Origin of the sequence: Anaerofustis stercorihominis (genome assembly GCF_024623185.1) — a bacterium.
Classification (GTDB): domain Bacteria; phylum Bacillota; class Clostridia; order Eubacteriales; family Anaerofustaceae; genus Anaerofustis.
This window is the reverse complement of record NZ_JANJZK010000003.1, coordinates 142,616-162,326: the sequence shown is the minus strand read 5'-3', so window position 1 is coordinate 162,326 and position 19,711 is coordinate 142,616. Positions and strand designations below refer to the sequence as shown.

25 protein-coding genes and 1 tRNA gene are annotated in these 19,711 nt (G+C 29.0%); 12 read left to right on the top strand and 14 right to left on the bottom strand.

Annotated elements, in window-relative coordinates; genetic code table 11:
• Positions 1-379: 379 nt before the first annotated feature.
• On the top strand, positions 380-1,237 hold the full coding sequence (locus tag NSA01_RS03250; RefSeq protein ID WP_257480078.1) for an AraC family transcriptional regulator: 858 nt from the start codon (positions 380-382) through the stop codon (positions 1,235-1,237).
• A gap of 64 nt (positions 1,238-1,301) precedes the next feature.
• Here NSA01_RS03250 and NSA01_RS03245 read toward each other — a convergent pair whose 3' ends face one another.
• From NSA01_RS03245 to NSA01_RS03220, 6 genes are all read right to left on the bottom strand, one after another.
• On the bottom strand, positions 1,302-1,478 hold the full coding sequence (locus NSA01_RS03245; RefSeq protein ID WP_007050606.1) for a hypothetical protein: 177 nt from the start codon (positions 1,476-1,478) through the stop codon (positions 1,302-1,304).
• 79 nt (positions 1,479-1,557) lie between these two features.
• Positions 1,558-2,385 (bottom strand): helix-turn-helix domain-containing protein, encoded by an 828-nt coding sequence (locus tag NSA01_RS03240; protein ID WP_257480077.1) that lies wholly within the window; start codon positions 2,383-2,385, stop codon positions 1,558-1,560.
• 155 nt (positions 2,386-2,540) lie between these two features.
• A tRNA-Thr gene (locus tag NSA01_RS03235) sits at positions 2,541-2,616 on the bottom strand.
• A gap of 55 nt (positions 2,617-2,671) precedes the next feature.
• Positions 2,672-3,592 (bottom strand): alpha/beta fold hydrolase, encoded by a 921-nt coding sequence (locus NSA01_RS03230; protein ID WP_257480076.1) that lies wholly within the window; start codon positions 3,590-3,592, stop codon positions 2,672-2,674.
• A 183-nt stretch (positions 3,593-3,775) separates the two neighbouring features.
• Positions 3,776-4,336 (bottom strand): aminoacyl-tRNA hydrolase, encoded by a 561-nt coding sequence (gene pth / locus NSA01_RS03225; RefSeq protein WP_257480075.1) that lies wholly within the window; start codon positions 4,334-4,336, stop codon positions 3,776-3,778.
• 72 nt (positions 4,337-4,408) lie between these two features.
• Complete coding sequence (locus tag NSA01_RS03220; RefSeq protein WP_257480074.1) at positions 4,409-4,615, bottom strand: hypothetical protein; 207 nt, start codon at positions 4,613-4,615, stop codon at positions 4,409-4,411.
• Positions 4,616-4,770: 155 nt separating this feature from the next.
• Between NSA01_RS03220 and NSA01_RS03215 the strand changes: the two genes are divergently transcribed.
• The 3 genes from NSA01_RS03215 (at position 4,771) to NSA01_RS03205 (ending at position 7,258) form a co-directional block, all read left to right on the top strand.
• A complete protein-coding gene (locus tag NSA01_RS03215) occupies positions 4,771-5,709 on the top strand; it encodes a M28 family peptidase (protein WP_257480073.1) in 939 nt (312 codons plus the stop codon).
• Positions 5,710-5,968: 259 nt separating this feature from the next.
• Entirely contained in the window at positions 5,969-6,802 is an 834-nt protein-coding gene (locus NSA01_RS03210) for a helix-turn-helix transcriptional regulator (RefSeq protein ID WP_257480072.1), read from the top strand.
• 48 nt (positions 6,803-6,850) lie between these two features.
• Positions 6,851-7,258 (top strand): VOC family protein, encoded by a 408-nt coding sequence (locus tag NSA01_RS03205; protein ID WP_257480071.1) that lies wholly within the window; start codon positions 6,851-6,853, stop codon positions 7,256-7,258.
• 123 nt (positions 7,259-7,381) lie between these two features.
• Here the strand turns inward: NSA01_RS03205 and yqeK are convergent, their stop codons facing one another.
• From yqeK to rplU, 7 genes are all read right to left on the bottom strand, one after another.
• Entirely contained in the window at positions 7,382-7,966 is a 585-nt protein-coding gene (yqeK, locus tag NSA01_RS03200; protein ID WP_257480070.1) for a bis(5'-nucleosyl)-tetraphosphatase (symmetrical) YqeK, read from the bottom strand.
• A gap of 10 nt (positions 7,967-7,976) precedes the next feature.
• Complete coding sequence (gene nadD, locus NSA01_RS03195) at positions 7,977-8,573, bottom strand: nicotinate (nicotinamide) nucleotide adenylyltransferase (protein WP_257480069.1); 597 nt, start codon at positions 8,571-8,573, stop codon at positions 7,977-7,979.
• Between the two features lie 8 nt (positions 8,574-8,581).
• Entirely contained in the window at positions 8,582-8,866 is a 285-nt protein-coding gene (locus NSA01_RS03190) for a YhbY family RNA-binding protein (protein WP_257480068.1), read from the bottom strand.
• 11 nt (positions 8,867-8,877) lie between these two features.
• Positions 8,878-10,161, bottom strand: a complete 1,284-nt coding sequence (gene obgE, locus NSA01_RS03185) for a GTPase ObgE (protein ID WP_117530854.1) — start codon at positions 10,159-10,161, stop codon at positions 8,878-8,880.
• A 67-nt stretch (positions 10,162-10,228) separates the two neighbouring features.
• Positions 10,229-10,522, bottom strand: a complete 294-nt coding sequence (rpmA, locus tag NSA01_RS03180; RefSeq protein ID WP_007050617.1) for a 50S ribosomal protein L27 — start codon at positions 10,520-10,522, stop codon at positions 10,229-10,231.
• A 2-nt stretch (positions 10,523-10,524) separates the two neighbouring features.
• Positions 10,525-10,851, bottom strand: a complete 327-nt coding sequence (locus tag NSA01_RS03175; RefSeq protein ID WP_117530852.1) for a ribosomal-processing cysteine protease Prp — start codon at positions 10,849-10,851, stop codon at positions 10,525-10,527.
• On the bottom strand, positions 10,851-11,189 hold the full coding sequence (rplU, locus tag NSA01_RS03170; protein ID WP_257480067.1) for a 50S ribosomal protein L21: 339 nt from the start codon (positions 11,187-11,189) through the stop codon (positions 10,851-10,853). The genes NSA01_RS03175 and rplU overlap by 1 nt, the downstream gene beginning before the upstream one ends.
• 327 nt (positions 11,190-11,516) lie before the next feature.
• On the opposite strand from rplU, the gene NSA01_RS03165 reads away from it, so the two are divergent.
• The gene (locus NSA01_RS03165; protein WP_257480066.1) at positions 11,517-11,822 is read left to right on the top strand and encodes an alpha/beta fold hydrolase; all 306 of its coding nucleotides are present in this window, start codon (positions 11,517-11,519) and stop codon (positions 11,820-11,822) included.
• Positions 11,815-12,342, top strand: a complete 528-nt coding sequence (locus NSA01_RS03160; protein WP_257480065.1) for an alpha/beta fold hydrolase — start codon at positions 11,815-11,817, stop codon at positions 12,340-12,342. Before NSA01_RS03165 ends, NSA01_RS03160 begins: the two co-directional genes overlap by 8 nt.
• A 73-nt stretch (positions 12,343-12,415) precedes the next feature.
• Here NSA01_RS03160 and prfB read toward each other — a convergent pair whose 3' ends face one another.
• Positions 12,416-13,510 (bottom strand): peptide chain release factor 2, encoded by a 1,095-nt coding sequence (gene prfB / locus NSA01_RS03155; RefSeq protein WP_257480064.1) that lies wholly within the window; start codon positions 13,508-13,510, stop codon positions 12,416-12,418.
• 400 nt (positions 13,511-13,910) lie between these two features.
• On the opposite strand from prfB, the gene NSA01_RS03150 reads away from it, so the two are divergent.
• The 6 genes from NSA01_RS03150 to NSA01_RS03125 all read left to right on the top strand — a co-directional run bounded on the left by NSA01_RS03150 (position 13,911) and on the right by NSA01_RS03125 (position 19,698).
• The gene (locus NSA01_RS03150; RefSeq protein ID WP_257480063.1) at positions 13,911-14,573 is read left to right on the top strand and encodes a transaldolase family protein; all 663 of its coding nucleotides are present in this window, start codon (positions 13,911-13,913) and stop codon (positions 14,571-14,573) included.
• An 88-nt stretch (positions 14,574-14,661) separates the two neighbouring features.
• Positions 14,662-16,206 (top strand): Ig-like domain-containing protein, encoded by a 1,545-nt coding sequence (locus NSA01_RS03145; protein ID WP_257480062.1) that lies wholly within the window; start codon positions 14,662-14,664, stop codon positions 16,204-16,206.
• A gap of 480 nt (positions 16,207-16,686) precedes the next feature.
• Positions 16,687-17,424, top strand: coding sequence for a tRNA1(Val) (adenine(37)-N6)-methyltransferase (locus tag NSA01_RS03140; protein ID WP_257480061.1), 738 nt, complete (start codon positions 16,687-16,689; stop codon positions 17,422-17,424).
• Positions 17,399-18,268, top strand: a complete 870-nt coding sequence (locus NSA01_RS03135) for a DNA-3-methyladenine glycosylase family protein (RefSeq protein ID WP_257480060.1) — start codon at positions 17,399-17,401, stop codon at positions 18,266-18,268. Before NSA01_RS03140 ends, NSA01_RS03135 begins: the two co-directional genes overlap by 26 nt.
• Positions 18,269-18,271: 3 nt before the next feature.
• Positions 18,272-18,916: an HAD family hydrolase gene (locus tag NSA01_RS03130; RefSeq protein ID WP_257480059.1), complete on the top strand. Its 645-nt coding sequence runs from the start codon at positions 18,272-18,274 to the stop codon at positions 18,914-18,916.
• Positions 18,917-19,140: 224 nt separating this feature from the next.
• Complete coding sequence (locus NSA01_RS03125) at positions 19,141-19,698, top strand: manganese efflux pump MntP (protein ID WP_257480058.1); 558 nt, start codon at positions 19,141-19,143, stop codon at positions 19,696-19,698.
• Positions 19,699-19,711: the final 13 nt, after the last annotated feature.

Below are 19,711 nucleotides of genomic sequence, written 5' to 3'. Positions count from 1 at the left end.
TTCGAATCCATTCTCCCCCACCATTTATACGATTTTAAACATCTTTCTAATGAAAGATGTTTTTTTGTATAACTCAAAAGATAAATGAAATTATAACTTTAATTTTTTAAATAAAATATTTAGGTATTAAAAAGTATCGTTATGAAATATGATTAATAAATATAATTATAAAATAGATATATTTTACTTGTAAGGTCTGTAGTTTTTTATATAATCTAATGATAATATTATAATACATAATCATAATAAAAGTATGTCTGATATGTTGGGGTATAAAATATTTATATTATAATTTTTAAAAGACAAAACAAAGCACAGAAAATCGGGAAACCTTTTTCTAATAATAGTAAGATATAAATACAGATAGGAGGTATTTATCATGGAGTGGACTGAATGTATTGGAGGTGCAATAAATTATATTGAGGATAATTTAACAGAAGAACTTACAGTCGAAGATATTGCACATAAAGTATTGATTTCACCTTTTTACTTTCAAAAAGGATTTAACATGCTTTGCGGATTTACCGTGGGAGATTATATAAAAAAACGCAGACTTTCGCTTGCCGGCAGCGAGCTTGTTTCAACAGATGAAAAAGTCATAGATATTGCTTTGAAATATGGTTATAATTCTCCGGACAGTTTCACAAAAGCATTCACTCGTTTTCATGGTGCAACACCTACTTCTGTACGAAAGGGTGAAGCAATGATAAAATCTTTTGCTTCGCTAAAAATCAATTTTACCTTAGAAGGAGGTTATACTATGGATTATAAAATAGTAAAAAAGGATCAATTTACCGTTGTAGGTATATCAAATGTATTTAATTATGATGAAGCCGAAACAGAGGTCCCTAAGTTATGGGAAGAATATTACCAAAAAGGGTTAAGTAATATTGTATGCAGTGTGTATGGTATTTCTATCGATGAAAATATGGAGGGTAATAAGTTTGAATATCTTATTGCGGACAATTACGACCCTATAAAAGATATTTCCGAAGAATTTATAACAAAAACCATTCCGGAACATACTTGGGCGGTATTTTCTTGTAAAGGTGCAAGTTCTAAATCGATTCCCGATGTGCAAAAGAAGATTTTTTCACAGTGGTTACCGAACTGCAGGGACTATGAAATAGCTGCAGGATATAATATTGAAATGTACAGCGATCCGTCTGAGTATAAAAAAGGTGTAGAAGATGATGATTATTACAGCGAGATTTGGATTCCTGTAAAAGCAAAATAGTTATTATAATAAAAAAGGAGATAAATCACATATCTCCTTTTTATATTAGTATATTTATTATAAATTAATAATGAACAATAAAAAAGTATATAACATATACCCAGCTTAATAATCCGTGAATGATTGCCCAGCCTATGGAATGCCATGTAGAATAGCTTATGACCATTGCAAGGGCACTTCCGAATGAAATCCCGGATTTCACACTTTTCTTTATTATCGTCGTCTTATTTTCTGTTTCCATATTTTTCTCCTATATAGCTTTAGTTAATTATACTATACGGTTTAAAGAAATACTATTTTTATTATTATTTACTTTTATTTTAATCTTCATTTCTCTTCTTACTCATACTAAAGCATACCAGTGCAACTATTATAGCACTTATTGTATTTATAATTGCGTTAAATACCTCAAATGGATCCGGACCTATAAAATAATTTGCTATATGGTTTATAGAAAGGCTTAAAGGGATCAATAATAAAAATGCCATCCCTGTAGCTTTAAATTTTTTATGTTTCATTTTTGTGTATAAGTAATATAGTATCCAAATATATATTATGCTAAGTACAGCTATAATACTTCCAAGAGAAAATATTAAATTATTTTTTAGTAAGATACTTAATACAAATAGATATGGGATAATTGACAGCGTAATACTTATAATGACCGATTTAGCTTTGTCTCTTTTGGATTTAAAAAACGGGAGTATAATAAACCAGCTTAATATACATGAAGCTGATACAACAAGCGACCATGAAAAAGAATCATACAATACATAATCGCATATCAAGCAAATTATCATACTTATAATAAGAGAGAATGTAACACCTAAAAATATATAATTTAAATATTTCTTACTCTTTTCACTCGATATATCAACCATATATGTAAGTGTCTTTTTTACTTTTTTATCTACGTCTTTATTGATATCCGATACTTTTTCTCTTTGTCCGTTAAGTATTTCATTTGTCGTTACTTCCAGAATATCGGATAATGGTATAAGCAAAGAAATATCGGGACAGCTTATTCCTCTTTCCCATTTTGATATTGCTTTGTTTGTAATATTGAGTTTATCTGCAAGTTCTTTTTGAGTCAAATTTTTTTCTTTTCTGAGACTGCAGATAAATGTTCCTATTTTTTTATAATTCATTAATGTTCCTCCGTTATGTTATTACAATCATAATGGAAAATAATAAAATAAGCAATCGCTTGTCAGTCGAATACATAAATAAGGACAATTATTTCAATAGCTTTATAAAAATAAAAAAATCTGTACTGAAACTTCAGTACAGATAGTTTTTTTAATGGAGCTACTAACGGGACTTGAACCCGTGACCTCTTCCTTACCAAGGAAGTGCTCTACCGCCTGAGCCATAGCAGCATTTTCAGTTCATATAATAACATGATTTCTTAAATTTGTAAATTGTTTATTAAAATTAATTATTAATATTATCTAAAAATTCCAGTACATCTTTATAAACTTCCATATGATTTTTTTCATTCAATATTTCGTGTCTCAAACCATAGTATAATCTTGAAGAAATATTTGTATACCCGATATTTCTTAAAAATTCTATACTTTCTCTAAATTTTTCCACTCCTCCGATAACCGGGTCATCTTCTCCCGCTATAAAAAATATAGGTAATTCTTTATTCTTGATTTTATATTCCTCTTTATTGAATGCCTTGTCAACAAGACTAAAAAGATTTTTAAATCCGTTTATGGTAAAAATATATCCGCAAAGTGGGTTTTTATTGTATTCTTTGACTTTTGACATATTACTGTTTATCCACTTATTCATTATAGGTTCTTCGAATTTATCATTGAATGAATTAAAAGCCAATCCATGAATAAATTTGCTTCTGTGATGTTCACCTTTTAATTTTCCGATTATCGAAGAGATGTTAAGACCCATTTTTGCCATTGGATTTTTATATGGTGCACCGCATAATATCATGCCATTTATTTCGTTGTCATATTCTTTCAAATAATTTCTTGCCACTAACGTACCCATACTATGAGAGAAAATATAATAAGGTATATCTTGATATTCCTCTTTAATAATTTCAGTTATACTATGGAAATCTTTAACTATCATCTCTCCGCTGTCATCATAAAAATAACCTAAGTCTTTATCTTCTATTATACTTTCTCCGTGACCTCTGTGGTCGTTGATAACGGTTATATATCCATTATTTGATAAATAGTCCATAAAGTCATAGTATCTTTCTTTATGTTCTGCCATACCATGGGCAATTTGAACAATACCTTTTATATTATCTTCCGGAATTTTCATATAACATGATATTTTTAATTTTTCATCGCTTGAGTCTATTAAAAATGATTTTTCTTTCATTTTGATTTACCTCACTTGTAATTAAAGTATATCTTTTCTGTAAGGATTTAAATGCCATTTTTTATATTATAACATAAATATTAATTTATATAAAATAGGCGGTAATATATATGTGTTAAAAGGTAGTTAAATATAATAGGATGATTACATATAAATAAAAAAGAAGTGATTTACACTTCTTTTTTATTTTTTATTGTACATATTCATTGCTTTATCCAAATCTTTATCGAGGGCAGTAAAAACAGCCTTACTTGTCATAATAACCATATCTTTTATTATAGGGAGCTCTTCTTCGTTAAATCTTCCGAGAACATAATTTACCAAGTCTCCGTGTTCGGGACTTCCAACTCCCAGTCTGAATCTTGGAAAGTTTCTTGTCCCCAGTTCCTTCACTATGGATTTCATTCCGTTATGGGTTCCCGGACCTCCGTTTTTTCTTATCCTGAGTTTTCCCTTTGGAAGCTCTATATCATCATAAATAACAAATATATTTTCTTCGGGGATTTTAAAATAATCTTTAAATAATTTAACGCTTTCTCCGCTTAAGTTCATATATGTCCTTGGCTTGATTAAAAAAACATCTTCACCTGCCAATTTGCCTTTGCCAAAGTCGGCTTTGAACTTTGTTTTATTTATTTTTATATCATATTCATCACTTATATAATCTACCACTTCAAAACCTATGTTATGTCGTGTAAGATTATATTCACTTCCTATATTCCCAAGTCCAACTATTAAGTACATGTTTGTGTTTTCTCCTAAATTTTAATCAGCTTATACATTATATCATTTATTATTAGTTTTTTTAATATGTATTTATTCATTTATTCTTTTTATTATGGCTTCACTTACCATTTTTACCATTCCTGTCATTGAGGTTATCGCCATTATAGCAACCTTGCTGACATCATCAATAATATCTTCTTTATTGTTTGTTTTAGTAAATTTTAAAGAATTTTCATTTAATTTACTCTGTCCGATTATATCTTTACTATATGGTACAAATTCGTTTATTAACTGCATATATAATCCTCCTTTTATTTTATAATATTTAAAAAGTTTAATAATGGTGATATTAATATGATGAATTGCTTTGTTTTATTGTTGGAAATATAATTTTATATTTTTAAGTATATAAGATGATATGCTATAATGAATAAAATCCTAGGAGAATTATTATGTATGACTTTATTAATGAAATTTTTGATAAGTATCAAGTAAGAAAAAGCTATAATGATAAAAGCAAATTCATCGAATATCTTGAGAGTATTTTTAACAAGCTTGGAATTAAATTTAATATAGATAACCATGGTAGAATGATAAAAAGCAGAAATATTATAGTAGGGGATATCGATGAAGCGGACACAATATTTACTGCCCATTATGATACTTGTGCAAAACTTCCTTTCCCAAACTTCATAACGCCTAAAAATATATTTATATATCTTTTATATTCTTTGTTTTTAGCGTTTTTAATAATACTCAGCGCATCTATATGTGCTTTTATCGCAGAACTTTTATTTCATAAGTCTCTTATCTCGAGACTTATATATATGTTTATTCTATTCATGGATATTTATTTAATGATATTCGGTAAGCCCAATAGACATACTGCAAATGATAATACTTCCGGAGTAATAACTTTACTGACTATAATCCATGGTTTGGATAGAGAATATATGGATAAAACAGCTTTTGTTTTCTTTGATAATGAAGAGGCAGGGCTCGTTGGGTCTTCTGCTTTTAAGAAAAAGTATAAGAACTTAAATGATAAGTTAATAATAAATTTTGACTGTGTATCCGACGGGGATAATATTATGTTTGTGTGTTCTAAAAAAGCGAAGTTTGATAAAAAATTCGAAATTTTAGAAGAGAATTTAAATAAGGAAAAAGAAAATTATAAAAAGAATGTGTTAATAGAAAATACAAAAAATACGTTTTATCCATCCGACCAAATGATTTTTAAAAATAGTATAGGGGTAGCCGTACTTAAAAAAAAACCTATAATGGGATATTATATGGATAAAATACATACAAATAAAGATATCGTTTTTGATAAAAGAAATATTGATTTTATAAGTAAGGTTATGATAAATGTAATTGAGAATGATAAATAGAGGTCCTAATAAGTTTTTATTAATTTTATATTTTCAGTTAAAGCAAGTTATATACAAATTAACGTTTTGATTTTAAATTTAAATAATTTATTGAAATATGCATAATAATATTAGATAACTTACATTATTACAAAAAGAATTTATATTTAACATAAAAATTCAGTAATAATAAAATGCTTTTAAATTTATTTATTAGCATGTATCATGTAGATATATGATTGATTTCATTTAATGCAAATATAAAATAAGGATGACATAAATGATAAAGAAAAGCAGTTTAAAGCATATAACTAAAAATAGAGAAATTCTTATTTACGAAGAAAACTTTGTTTATTTACGTCCATGTAAAAAATTAAGACATTTAGTATCTAATTTTACAATTACTATTCCCAATAAAACGATCATTTCAGATTATTATACTATTATGCCTCACGGAAGTGTTACGCTAGTGTTGTTCCAATATAATAAAAAAATATATAGCTTTTTGTTTGGACCGACCACTAAATCAGTCAAAGTAGGTGATATTGCAAATAAATGCGATATCATATTCATTATCGAGTTTCAACCGGGAGGATTTTATCCCATTGCAAAAATAAATCAAAATAAACTTACAGATAAAATTATCCCTCTTTCATTTATTGATAATTCTCTTGATATTAATATGAGAGCTATTTTTAATAAGTCTATATCCGTAGACGAATTATTATTTAAATCAGAAGAAATCCTTCTGCAAAGTATTATATTTCAATATCCAAGTGAACTTACTAATGCTGTTAAACTTATCATTCAAACTGAAGGCGGTATTACTTCTGAAGAAATTTTAAAAAACATTTATTACAGTATGAGACATTTAAATCGTTTATTCAATTTATATGTTGGTATGAGCATAAAGTCATTTTCTCGATTAGTTAGAATTAATAAGTCTTTTCAGCTTTTAAACAATAATAAATTTACATTGGATATCATATGCGAAAAACTTGGATATTATGATGTTTCTCATTTTGTAAAAGATTTTAAAGTAGTGTGTAATATTACACCCGGTGAATATAGAGCCAATATGTCCGATTTTTACAGTGAAATAGCGAAATTTTAAATCTATAATATTACTGTAATGTTAAATACAGAAAGAGAGGATTAAAAAATGAAATTTAACGAAACAACAATTCGTATTTTAGTAAGAAAAAATTATGGGGAATGTTTTGATTTTTACACAGAAAAAATTGGATTGACCACAGTTTGGGGGGATAGAAACGGACCTTATACTTCTTTTGCCATAGATGATAAGTCAAATCCTTGTTTTGCTATTTTTTCAGCAGAGGCAATGTCAATGTTTAAAGGATATGAACAACCAAATTTCAGTACACAGCCGGATACTATTACTGCAGTTATTCCTACGCTTGATTTAGACTCTGATTATTTACGTATGAAAGAAGCGGGAGTTGCTTTTTTAGGTGAACCACAGTATATTGAAGAATGGGGTATGCGCTGTACTTATTTCAGAGATCCCGAAGGAAATCTGTTTGAATTAAATGATGCCAGCGGTGTATAAAAGGCATATATAATTGAGTTAAAAAGTTAATGATTTATAATAGTATTTATTAGTTAATAATTATAAAAAAGACAATTAAAACTTATATTTTTAGAAATAAAAAAAGTCCTGTCATAGGACTTTTTAATCTTTCATTTTTTCTTCTCGTTCCATTATCAAATAATTTCTTGCATTAACAGTATTTGGATGCAAAAGATATCCCTTTTTTAGAATGGATAAAATAGTTCTGTTAAGGGACATAACTATTGCTTTATCAATATTTTCATATGCTACTTCCCTTACTTCTTCCACACCTTCATAAGTTCTGGTCTCTTCAATCACATCTGCAAGAAATATTATTTTTTGTAATAATGTCATATTTTCTTTACCAGTCGTATGATATTCTATTGCATTCAAAATATCTTCATCCGTTACATTGAATTTAAATTTTGCCATTACTCTTCCGGCTTTTCCATGAAGTAATGCAGTATTTTTTCTTTCTATATCGTCCAATTTGATATACTGCTTAGATAAGATATCTATCATTGCTTCCGGTTCCATGTTTTTAGCACAGTCATGTAAAAGTGCGGCAAGAGATGCTTTTTCAGGATCTGCTCCATAATTTTTTGCAAGCTTGACAGCTTCACGCTGTGTAGCCAATGTGTGAATATATCTGTCTTCTTTTAAAAGAGTCTTTAGTTTTTGCTTTATGCTGGTATATTCTTTCATTTTTTCTCCCTTAGTCATCATAATATAAATTATTCTTTATAATATATTCTGCCACTTTTTTAGGAATTTTTAAAGACTTATTTGATAAAATATTATTTCTTATTTCGCTGGAAGATAAATCGATCATCTTAAAGTTCTTTAATATGTTTATATTTATATCATATTTTTTGTTTAACTCATTTACTTTATCTTCAAGTTGCGGTAATTTATATGGATTCCTGCCGGCAATAATAAAATCTACTTCTTTTAGTAATTTTTCATAGTCTTTCCATTTATGAAGTTCAAATATTAGGTCTGCGCCTCCGATAAAATATAAATCATTATATTTATTTTTTAAATATTCAACGGTATCAATAGTATAACTTATTCCTTTTTTATCGACTTCATAAGTATCGATTTCAAAATCATCATAATCTTCAATCGCAAGTTCTACCATCTTGACTCTGTCTTCTGTTGATACTTTACTTTTGTTTTCTTTTATAGGGTTTATACTGTTTGGAATAAAAATCACTTTATCCAAATCAAATTCATTTTTTCCTGCAAGCGCCAAGTTAATATGTCCGTTATGTATCGGATTGAAACTTCCGCCGATAAAACCAACTTTCATTTTATCTCCTAGATGTTATATTTATTCTTATCGGGATTTCTTCTGTAAAGTACAAAAGTACTTCCTATCGTAATAACTACTTCACTGTTTGTCTTATCTGCTAAATATTCTGCTGATTCTCTAACATCTTCAAGAGAGTTTTGCTGTATTTTTCCTTTTACCAATTCTCTTGCTTTTAATGCATCATCGGCTTGAGTGACAATATTATCACTCATTCCGTCTTTACCGATGTGTATTATTGGCTGCATCTTGCTCGCTTCTTTTTTTAATAAACTTCTTTCTTTGCTGTTCATTTTTCTACTTCCTATTTATAATATTCAAATTCAAATCCTTCGATGTTTACTGTATCTCCGTCTGTAATGCCCATTTTTTCAAGTTCTGCAAAAATCCCTTTGTTTTTAAGAACTCTTTGAAAATATGTGCTTGATTCATAATCTTCAAGATTAACGGAATTTATGAGTCTTCTCATCATTTTTCCTTCAACATAATAAGTTCCGTTTTCTTTTTCGATTTCGTATTCTTTTTCTGCTTTTGGTGCATATAGTACTTTTTCTTCAGTTGTAAAGAATAATGGAGTTCTTTCTATTGTAGGGAGTACTTCTACTATATAATTCATTATTTTATCAAGTCCGTCATTCATAGCCGCACTTGAGTCAAATACTCTATATCCCTTTTGTTCAAAGTAAGTTGTTAAATCTTTGATTATTTCTTCCTTATTATCTATATCAATTAGGTCGGTTTTATTCAAAACAACTATTTGAGGTCTTTCCTTTAACTTCTCTGCATATAAAGATAATTCATTATTTATAATATCAAAATCTTTTTTTGGATCTCTTCCTTCTACTCCCGAAGCGTCAAGAACATGCACGAGAAGTCTCGTTCTTTCAACATGTCTTAAAAACTGATGTCCAAGTCCTTGTCCGGAGCTTGCGCCTTCTATAAGTCCCGGGATATCGGCTAAAACAAATTCCTCACTGTTTTTATACTTAACTATACCTAGGTTAGGTGATAATGTCGTAAAGTGATAATTGGCTATTTTAGGTGTAGCATTTGTTACCATTGAAAGGATCGTTGATTTGCCTACATTCGGAAAACCGATAAGTCCTACATCGGCTATTGTTTTAAGTTCTAATATTAGATTTTTTTCTTCTGCTTCATCACCGGGCTTTGCAAATTTGGGAGACTGTCTTGTAGATGTGGCAAAATGCTGATTGCCTCTGCCGCCTCTTCCTCCGTTAAGCACTGTTATTTCCTGGTTATCTTCTACCATATCGCATATTAAAGCTCCGGTTGCTGAATCAAAAATAACGGTTCCTACAGGAACTTCTATTACTATATCTTTTCCGTCTTTGCCGCTCATATTGCTTCTGCTGCCGTTTTCTCCGGCTTCTGCAGCAAACTTTCTTTTATAACGAAAGGCTTCGAGTGTATTTAAGGCAGAATTACTTTTAAAAATAACATTTCCGCCTTTTCCGCCGTCTCCTCCTGAAGGACCTCCGTTTGGAACATATTTTTCTCTTCTAAAAGCGACAGCACCGTCTCCGCCTTTACCGCTTTTAACATTTATACTAACTTTATCTACAAACATATATTATTTTCCTTTATAAAAAATTAAACTCCACACACTTAGTATGGAGTTTATTATTTAAATTATTCTATTGAGCCTTAGGGTAAACACTAACTTGTTTTCTTGTTTTGCCTTTTCTTTCGAATTTAACAACTCCGTCAGCTTTAGCAAATAATGTGTCATCTCCGCCAATTCCTACGTTAACTCCTGGATAAATTCTAGTTCCTCTTTGTCTAACTATGATATTTCCAGCTAAAACATATTGACCGTCACCTTTTTTAGTACCAAGTCTCTTTGATTCACTGTCTCTACCATTCTTTGTACTACCCATTCCTTTTTTGTGGGCGAATAGTTGTAAGTTATCTAAATTAAATTTAATCATTTTTATTCCTCCGTGATATTTAGTTTTATAAACTCAGGGTTTTCCTCTTCAATTCCTTTGACTGAAAGCATAAAACTTTTTGTAAGTATATCGGATTTTAATCTTTTATTTTTTTCTTGTTCGTCTATTTCTATCAATGTAAATCCTTCAGATACTTCTGCTTTGATATTTGCCTTAGCTATTTCCGTTAAAGCATTTATAAGGGATATAGTTAAAGTCGAAATACTGCAGCATATCAAGTCTTTTCCTTTTTCATTGCTTTCAGCGTGACCGCTGAGCTTAATTGTTTCAATAAAATCAGATTTTATATCAATGCTGATATTGATCATTACTCAGCTGCTTTTTCTTCTTTTTTTACAAGACCTGTTATTTCAACTTGTGTATATGGCTGACGGTGTCCTTGTTTTCTTCTGTAGTCTTCTTTAGCTTTATACTTGTAGATAATGACTTTTTCGCTCTTACCTTGTTCAAGTATTTTACCTTCTACCTTATAGCCTTCTACCAAAGGTGCACCTACTAACATATTTCCGTCTTCGTTTACAAATAATACTTCATCAAAAGTAACTTTCTTTTGATTTTTTCTCTTTGGAACGATTTTTTCAACGTTTATAACGTCGCCTTTTTGTACACGGTATTGTTTACCGCCTGTTTTAATAATTGCATACATATCTTTTACCTCCACTATCCTGTCTCGCCGTCCAAGGTGTGAATAATCAACTTCTTTTTACCTTCTTCAGTGCGGATACATGCTTAAATAGTATATCACCAAGACCTTGTTCTGTCAATGATTTAAAAGGTTTTTTATATTATTTTGTTATATTGAATGAATTATATTTTTTTAATGAATATTGATTGATTTAAATTAAGATCTTTATTATGCTTAAACTGTTTTTTTATATAATAAATATATGAATTGTTTAATTTATATTATATTGTCTTTGATATATATTTATGATATTTACAAAAAATATAATTTAGAAAGGATGAACAACTTATGTTTTATACTTATAAAAATATAAATATTTATTATGAAACTATCGGTGTCGGTAATCCTGTACTAATGATACATGGTCTTGGCTGTGACTTGACTTTACTTAAAAAGTGTATGGAACCAATATTTAAAAAACATGAAAATTATAAACGTATTTATATAGATTTACCAGGAATGGGGAAATCCGATGCTTTAAAAGAATATTCTTCTTCTGATAAAATTTTAGAAATATTGTTATCATTTATTAAAGAAGTGATAAAAAAGCAAATTTTTACTGATAGGGCAATCATATGGAGGTTATTTGGCTAGGGGTATATTATCAAAATGTAGTGATATGGTAGATGGTATGCTACTAATTTGCCCTGTGGTAATCTCTGATGTTAAAAAAAGAAATGTACCGGAAGTAAAAATCAAATATAGAGATGAAACCTTTTTAAAAGAGTTACACGATAGTGAAAAAAATGATTTTTTAGAGGATTGTATCGTAGCCAATAGTGAAGTATTCTATAGATATAAAAACGAAATACAATCTGGTCTTAAAATAGCTAATAATGTATTTATTGATTATTTAAAAGATGATTATTGTTTTTCATTTGATGTTGATAAAGAAGTTTGTAAACTTAATTATGAAAAATCTGTTTTATTAATAGCGGGAAGACAGGATAATTGTGTTGGTTATCAGGATTTATGGAATTTAATAGAGGACTATAAAAGTGCTTCTTTTTCTGTTATTAATTATGCAGGTCATAATTTACAAATTGAGCAAACTCAAATATTTAATGCTTTAGTTAATAATTGGTTGTTTTCTTTAGAAAATTATCAAAATTAAATATAATTGTATATATTGATTTAAAGTAAAAAATAGAAATAAGCTTAAACTAATTTCTATTTTTATTATTTTCCTACATTTTTAAATATGCATCGATGAATACATTGATATCTCCGTCCATCACTGCCTGAACATTTGAGGTCTCAGCCTTTGTTCTATGGTCTTTTACCATGCTGTAAGGGTGAAATACATATGACCTTATTTGATTTCCCCATGCTATTTGACCGTAGTCTCCTTTTATTTCATCTATTTTTTCCTTATGTTCTTCCATTAATATTTTATATAATTTCCCTTTAAGGATTTTCATTGCTGTTTCTTTATTTTGGAACTGACTTCGTTCATTTTGGCATGATACAACTATTTTTGTGGGAAGATGTGTTATTCTTACCGCTGAATCAGTTTTATTGACGTGCTGTCCTCCGGCACCCCCTGCTCGGTACGTATCGATTTTTAAATCACTTGGATTTATTTCAAGATTAATATCTTCCTTTATCTCCGGTTCCACATCTACGGAAGCGAAGGAGGTATGTCTCCTGCTGTTACTGTCAAATGGTGAGATCCTCACAAGCCTATGAACTCCTTTTTCTCCTTTTAAATAACCATATGCATTATCCCCGCTTATTAATATTGTAACACTTTTTATTCCCGCAACATCTCCGGGAAGCTGCTCCAATATTTTTATTTTAAAATTTCTTTTTTCAGCAAATCTAATGAACATTCTAAGAAGCATTTCAGCCCAGTCCTGGCTTTCGGTACCGCCCGCTCCTGGGTGGATAGATAATATAGCATTGTTTGCATCATATTCTCCCGATAACAATGTGTCTATAGTAAAAACCTTAAGTTCCTTTTCAAGAGCTAATAATTCTTCCATCGTGCTGTCAGCATCACTTTCAGAAAAATCTTCCTGTAGCATTTCCACAAGTACGCTTATATCATCTTTTTTATACTCTAAAGAAGAATAGGAATTTATTTGGGATTTTAATGATTTGACTTCTTTTAAGATTTTGTTTGCTTTATCACTTTCATTCCAAAAGCTTTTATCATTCATAAGGGTTTCTTTTGATCTTAGCTCGTCTTTTAATAGTTCTATATTTATTGAATTTGCAATATCCGAAAGTTCTTTATCTATATTATCTAATAAGGTTTTAAGCTCAATTAGTTCAGCCATTTTAATACTTCCTTTGTATTTTAATTTAGTATAATTATTATATATTAAAATTTTATTTTTAACAATATATACATTTTGTCATGATGTAAAAGTTACATAAATATCTTTATTCTTGAAATAAATATTTGTGTAGTGCTTTTGCTTTCATTTTAAAACCATAAATAACAAATGAATTTAAAAATATATAAAGCAGTATTACGACAACATTATATCCTTTTTTATTTATATATAAATGTAAAGGTTATAATTAATCAAACATAATTATCTTTTGAAAATTTACCTTTATTTTCATAACCTTTTTTTCTTTTTTTACACGAAACTACTTGTAATTACTTAAAGTATAATATATAATTCACTTATCATAAAAACAAGTGTTATAAAAAGTAAGGAGAAATTACATATGTTATATTTAATTGATGATGCTAATGTTGAAAGCATCAAAACTATTACACAATATTTCCCAATTCATGGGGTAACTACCAATCCAAGTATTATTGCTGCAAACGGAGAAAATGTTTATAAAAAAATAAAAGCAATCAGAGATGTAATCGGTCCGGATCTTGAACTTCATGCGCAAGTTTTAGAATCAACTTGCGATGAAATAGTAAAAGAAGCTATCAGACTTAGAGATACTGTAGGCGGAAACTTCTTTGTAAAAGTTCCTGTAACAGGTGAAGGTCTTAAATCAATAAGCGTATTAAAGGAATTAGGTTTCAATGTAACTGCTACAGCTATTTTTACAGCTCAGCAAGCTTTACTTGCTTCTACAGCAGGTGCTGATTATGTAGCTCCATACGTAAACAGAATTGATAACTTCTCTTCTGACGGTATCGGTGTTGTTGGTGATATAGTAAACTTATTCGAAATGTATGATAAAGATACAAAAGTTTTAGCTGCAAGCTTTAAAAATACACAACAAGTATACAATGTAGCTATGGTTGGTTCTCATGCTGCTACAATCAGCTGTGACTTATTCGAACAACTTATTTATCATCCTTTGACAACTTCTGCTATAATGGAATTTGAAGAAAAAGGTGCAGAATACTATACTTACGAAAAATAGTAATTATTAGTTTAAATATTATTGTATAATTTGAGTGGATATTTTATCCACTCTTTTTTATTACAAAAAAATTGATGAGGGAAATATTATGAAATTCAAAAATAAAATATTATGTGTTGTATTGACCATAGTGATTTCGTTTTCAGTGTTTGCTCCTTTTGTATTTGCAGAGACATTATCCGGAAATAATAATTCAATGAAAGCTCATTTTATTGATGTAGGTCAGGGCGACAGTATTTTCATAGAAAATAACTCAGAAAATATGCTTGTTGACACCGGTAATTCTCCCGGCGGAGATAAAGTAATAAGTTATTTAAATAAAATAAATGTAAGTAAATTAGACAGACTTGTCATCACTCATCCCGATATAGATCATATGGGAGGTGCTATAAAAATAGTTGAACATTTTGGCAATATCAAGCATGGTGTATTTATTTCTTCTGTAATGGAAGGTGAAAATGCAGAGGCAAAAGTAGCTTATGGTAAATTGATGAAATTACTAGAAGATAAAAATATAGATGTCATCAAAGTTAAAACCGGAGATACATTTGATATTGGTGATATAAAGAATAAAGTTCTCTATGGTGAGACGGATTTAGCCGGTAATGATGCAAGCCTTGTTTTAGATGTAAGTTATTTAGGCAGAAATTTACTTCTGACAGGTGATATGACCGGCAGTGTAGAAAATATTTTATTAAATGAAAACTTAATCAAGCATTATGATGTACTTAAAGTAGCTCATCATGGTGCCAAAACTTCTAGTTCAATGCCATTTTTAAGTAAAGTCAAACCAACATATTCTATCATTGGCGTAGGAAAGAATAGTTACGGACATCCCACTAAAGAAACCATAAACAATCTAACAAAAGTGGGTTCTAAAGTTTATCGTACAGATAGGGACGGAAGTATTATAGTCACTATTGATGATAAAGGAATTAATGTTACAAAGGAAAAGGCGACATGTCCAAGTACAAGTGTTAGTGTGACTCCGTCTTCGAGTATGTATCTATCTGAAAAGAAGACAATTAAAGCAAGTTTAACTCCTGATTATTCTACGGATAAACTAACATTTTCCAGCAGTAATTCAAAGATTGCGGCAGTTACTTCATCCGGCATTGTAACCGGCAAGAAAGCAGGTAAATGCTATGTTTACGCAAAGTCGACTTCAGGTAAAGTAGCTAAATGTCTTGTTACCGTAAAAGCACCAATATTATCGGTGTCTAAGAAAAAGATCAGTCTATACACAAGTTTTAGTACTAATATAAAAGGGAGTACAAAACCTTCTTCATATGTTAAGTTTAAATCTTATAATAATAAAATCGTAACTGTAAGTTCAAAGGGAACAATTAAAGCAAAAAAAGCAGGAAAGACGCATATTTTAGCTTATTCTTCGCTCGGAAGAAAAGTAAAAGTTCCGGTTACCGTTAAACAATCTAAACTTAAATTATCTAAGAAGTCCGGGAAAATTATTTCAGGTAAGAAATTAAAGATAAAAGCAAAATGCAGTCCAAAGAATAAAATAAAATTTGTATCTTCAAATAAAAAGATAGCAACGGTTAACAGTAAAGGTGTAGTTACCGGTAAAAAGGCAGGAACTACAACAATAAAAGTTAAGGCAAACGGTATTACTTAAAATATAAAATAAAAGTTTTAAGTAAATCTCATTTGAAAGTATATATTTCCAATAGAAAAAGTACTTGTTATCATTACAGTAAAACTTGTTTAAAATCTCCAAAGAAAACAACTTTAGGTAAGGCAAAGAAAGCAGGATATTTACCTTGTAAGAGATGTGTTAAATAATAATTAAATAAAAAATAGCGCTAATATAAATTTAGTGCTATTTTTATTTATATTAAACTTTAAATGAAATTACCTATTACATTTTAGTAAGTTTTATTATAGCAGAAATAAGGAGTTAAAGAAAAATTTAACAAGTTTCATATTATAATATATATATAGGATATTTACTAATTTAAATACGAGATTTATTAATTCTTTGTTATCTTTCTTGAGATTATATTATATTAAATTCTATTTATAATAATAAATTATACTGCTTTATTTTATATTAGTTATCCTTTATGATATAATATTTGTAATTTAGGAGCGGATTATGAATTTAAGACTTGATGATTTACAAATAAAAAATTATTATATTTATCAGGATACCGATAGCTTTTGTTTCGGTGTAGATGCGGTTTTACTTGCTAACTTCATGGCAAAGTTCATTAAAAGAAACGATAAAGTAATCGACCTTTGTGCCGGAAACGGAATCATACCTATTCTTATATATGCCAAAAAAGAAAACAAAGATATAACCATGGTTGAAGTAAATAAAGATATGTGTAAAGTAGCAAAAAAATCTCTTGTATATAATAATATAGAAACTATTGATATTATCAATAACGACTTAAATCAATTAGACAAATCTTTATATAATAAATTTGACAGCCTTTCTGTAAACCCTCCCTACTATAAAACGAACAGCGGTATAATAAGTGAAAATGACAACAAAAAAATAGCACGACACGAGATATTATGTAACTTCGATGATATAGCAAAAATCTCATCAAAGCTACTTAAAGATAAAGGGAAATTTTTCTTAGTCCACAGAACAGACAGATTTGAAGAAATACTTCTTACCTTAAATAAATATAAGCTTACGGTAAAAGATGTGAAATTCATCTATCCAAAGAAAGATAAAAATTCGAATTTATTCCTTTTAAAAGCAGTGAAAAATGCAAAAGAGTCAATGAAAATATTACCGCCGCTAACAATGTACGAAAATAACAACCAATATACAAAAGAATTTATGGAGTATTATTATGAAGATAGAACAAGTAAACAATGATATTATTTTAACTGAGACCGACCATTTTAACTTAAAGAAAACATTTGAATGCGGACAATGCTTCAGATGGGACGAAATAGAAAAAGATGAATTCATAGGAGTAGTAAACGGCAAAGTAATACATATAAAAGAAGATAACGGAACTTTTACTTTTTATGATACTACAGAAGAATATTTTAATAATGTTTTGGTAGATTATTTTGACTTTAATTTAGACTATAATAAAATAGATAAAAAAATCAGTACAGATGAACATATCAAAAAGTGTATTGAATATGGGAATGGAATAAGAATTTTAAAACAAGACTTATTTGAAACAATTATCTCTTTTATAATTTCTGCTAACAATAATATACCAAGAATAAAAAAAATCATAAGCGACTTATGCGAAAGATACGGTAAAGAGATAATTTATAACGGAAAAAGTTATTATTCATTTCCTTCTTATGAAGATTTAAAAGATATAACAAAAGAAGAATTTCATGAACTTAAAATGGGATTTAGAGATAAATATCTGGTAGATGCCACTAAAAAAATAAACTCCGGGGAAATCGATCTTGACAAAATAACAAATATGGAAACATCAGAAGCAAAAAAAGAATTAATGAAAATTAAGGGTGTGGGAGAAAAAGTTTCTGACTGCATATTACTTTTTTCCCTTAAGAGATTAGAATTATGTCCTATGGATGTTTGGGTTAAAAGGATATTTGAAACCAGATACGGACTCACCGATTTAACATTTGAAAACGGATTTAACCTTGCAAAAAACAACTGGGGTGAATATGCAGGTATAGCACAACAGTACTTATTTTATTATGAGAGAGAAACTTCTAAGGAGAAATAATTTATGAATAATAAATTACTTATATTTGATTTTGACGGAACACTTGTAGACTCACTTCCGCTATGGCAAAAAGTAGATGAGATTTTCTTTAATAAGAGAAGAGGTATAAACTATTCAAGCGAGGATATTGATTTCAGACCCATGAGCATTGAAGAAGCTGCTATAGAAGCAAAAAACTTTTATGGAATAAAAGATAGTATAGAAAGTATAATGAATGAATGGATAGAAATTGTAGACGGACTATATCTTACGGAAGATATTCTTAGGATCGGTGCCAAAGAACTGATTTTAAGGGCTAAGGAAAAAAGTTATAAATTAGCTGTAGGTACCAACAATACTATAAGACTTGTTGACGGGTTCCTTGAAAAGGAAGGAATAAGGAAATACTTCGATTTGATTTTGACAGCAAATGATGTTGAGAACAGCAAACCTGCTCCCGATATTTTTTTAGGCATTGCGGACAAATTAAAGGTAGAACCTAAAAATTCTATAGTAATAGAAGATTCCCTTTCGGGGACAACAGCTGGAAAAGCTGCAAATATGTTTACATATACAATTAAAGAAGATGAAAGCTTGGAGCATAAGGACGAAATACTTAAAATAACCGATAAATACATCAACTCATTAAAAGAAGTAGAATTATTTTAATGTATGAATGTAAAGTAAATGTAAAATAAAAATAATATCTTTGACAAAATATAATGAATATGGTATAGTATTCCAAAATAAGGGAGTAATCGACGCATGGCGTAATAAGGTCAACATCCTGGAATAAAAAAATTCCTGGCTTTATTTGAAACGATGAGACTTATCTGTTATAAAGACGGATAAGTCTCTTTTTTTATCTTCTTTATTTTAAGAAAGGAAATATTATGAGTTTATGGGAACTATTCATCATCGCAGTAGGACTTTCAATGGATGCATTCGCAGTTTCGATTTGTAAAGGTCTTTCAGTAGAAAAAATAACTATAAAACATCCGATAAAAGCAGGATTATATTTCGGAGGATTTCAGGCATTAATGCCACTGATCGGATATTACCTGGGATTTCATTTTAAAGATTTAATAACGAATTTTGACCATTGGATAGCTTTTGTATTATTGGGTTTTATAGGTATTAATATGATTTTGGAATCAAGAAATATTGGCGAAGATTTAAATAATAAGTTTGATTTTAAAACAATGATTACTCTAAGTATTGCTACAAGTATAGATGCTCTTGCAATAGGCATCACCTTTGCATTTCTAAAAGTTGATATTATTCCCGCAGTATTACTCATAGGAACAACAACATTTATTTTATCCATAATAGGAATAAAAATAGGAAATATATTTGGTCTAAAATATAAGCAAAAGGCAGAAATGTTTGGAGGTGTGGTATTAATTCTAATGGGATTTAAAATATTACTGGAACATATTGGAATACTTTAAAATTTAAAGTTAA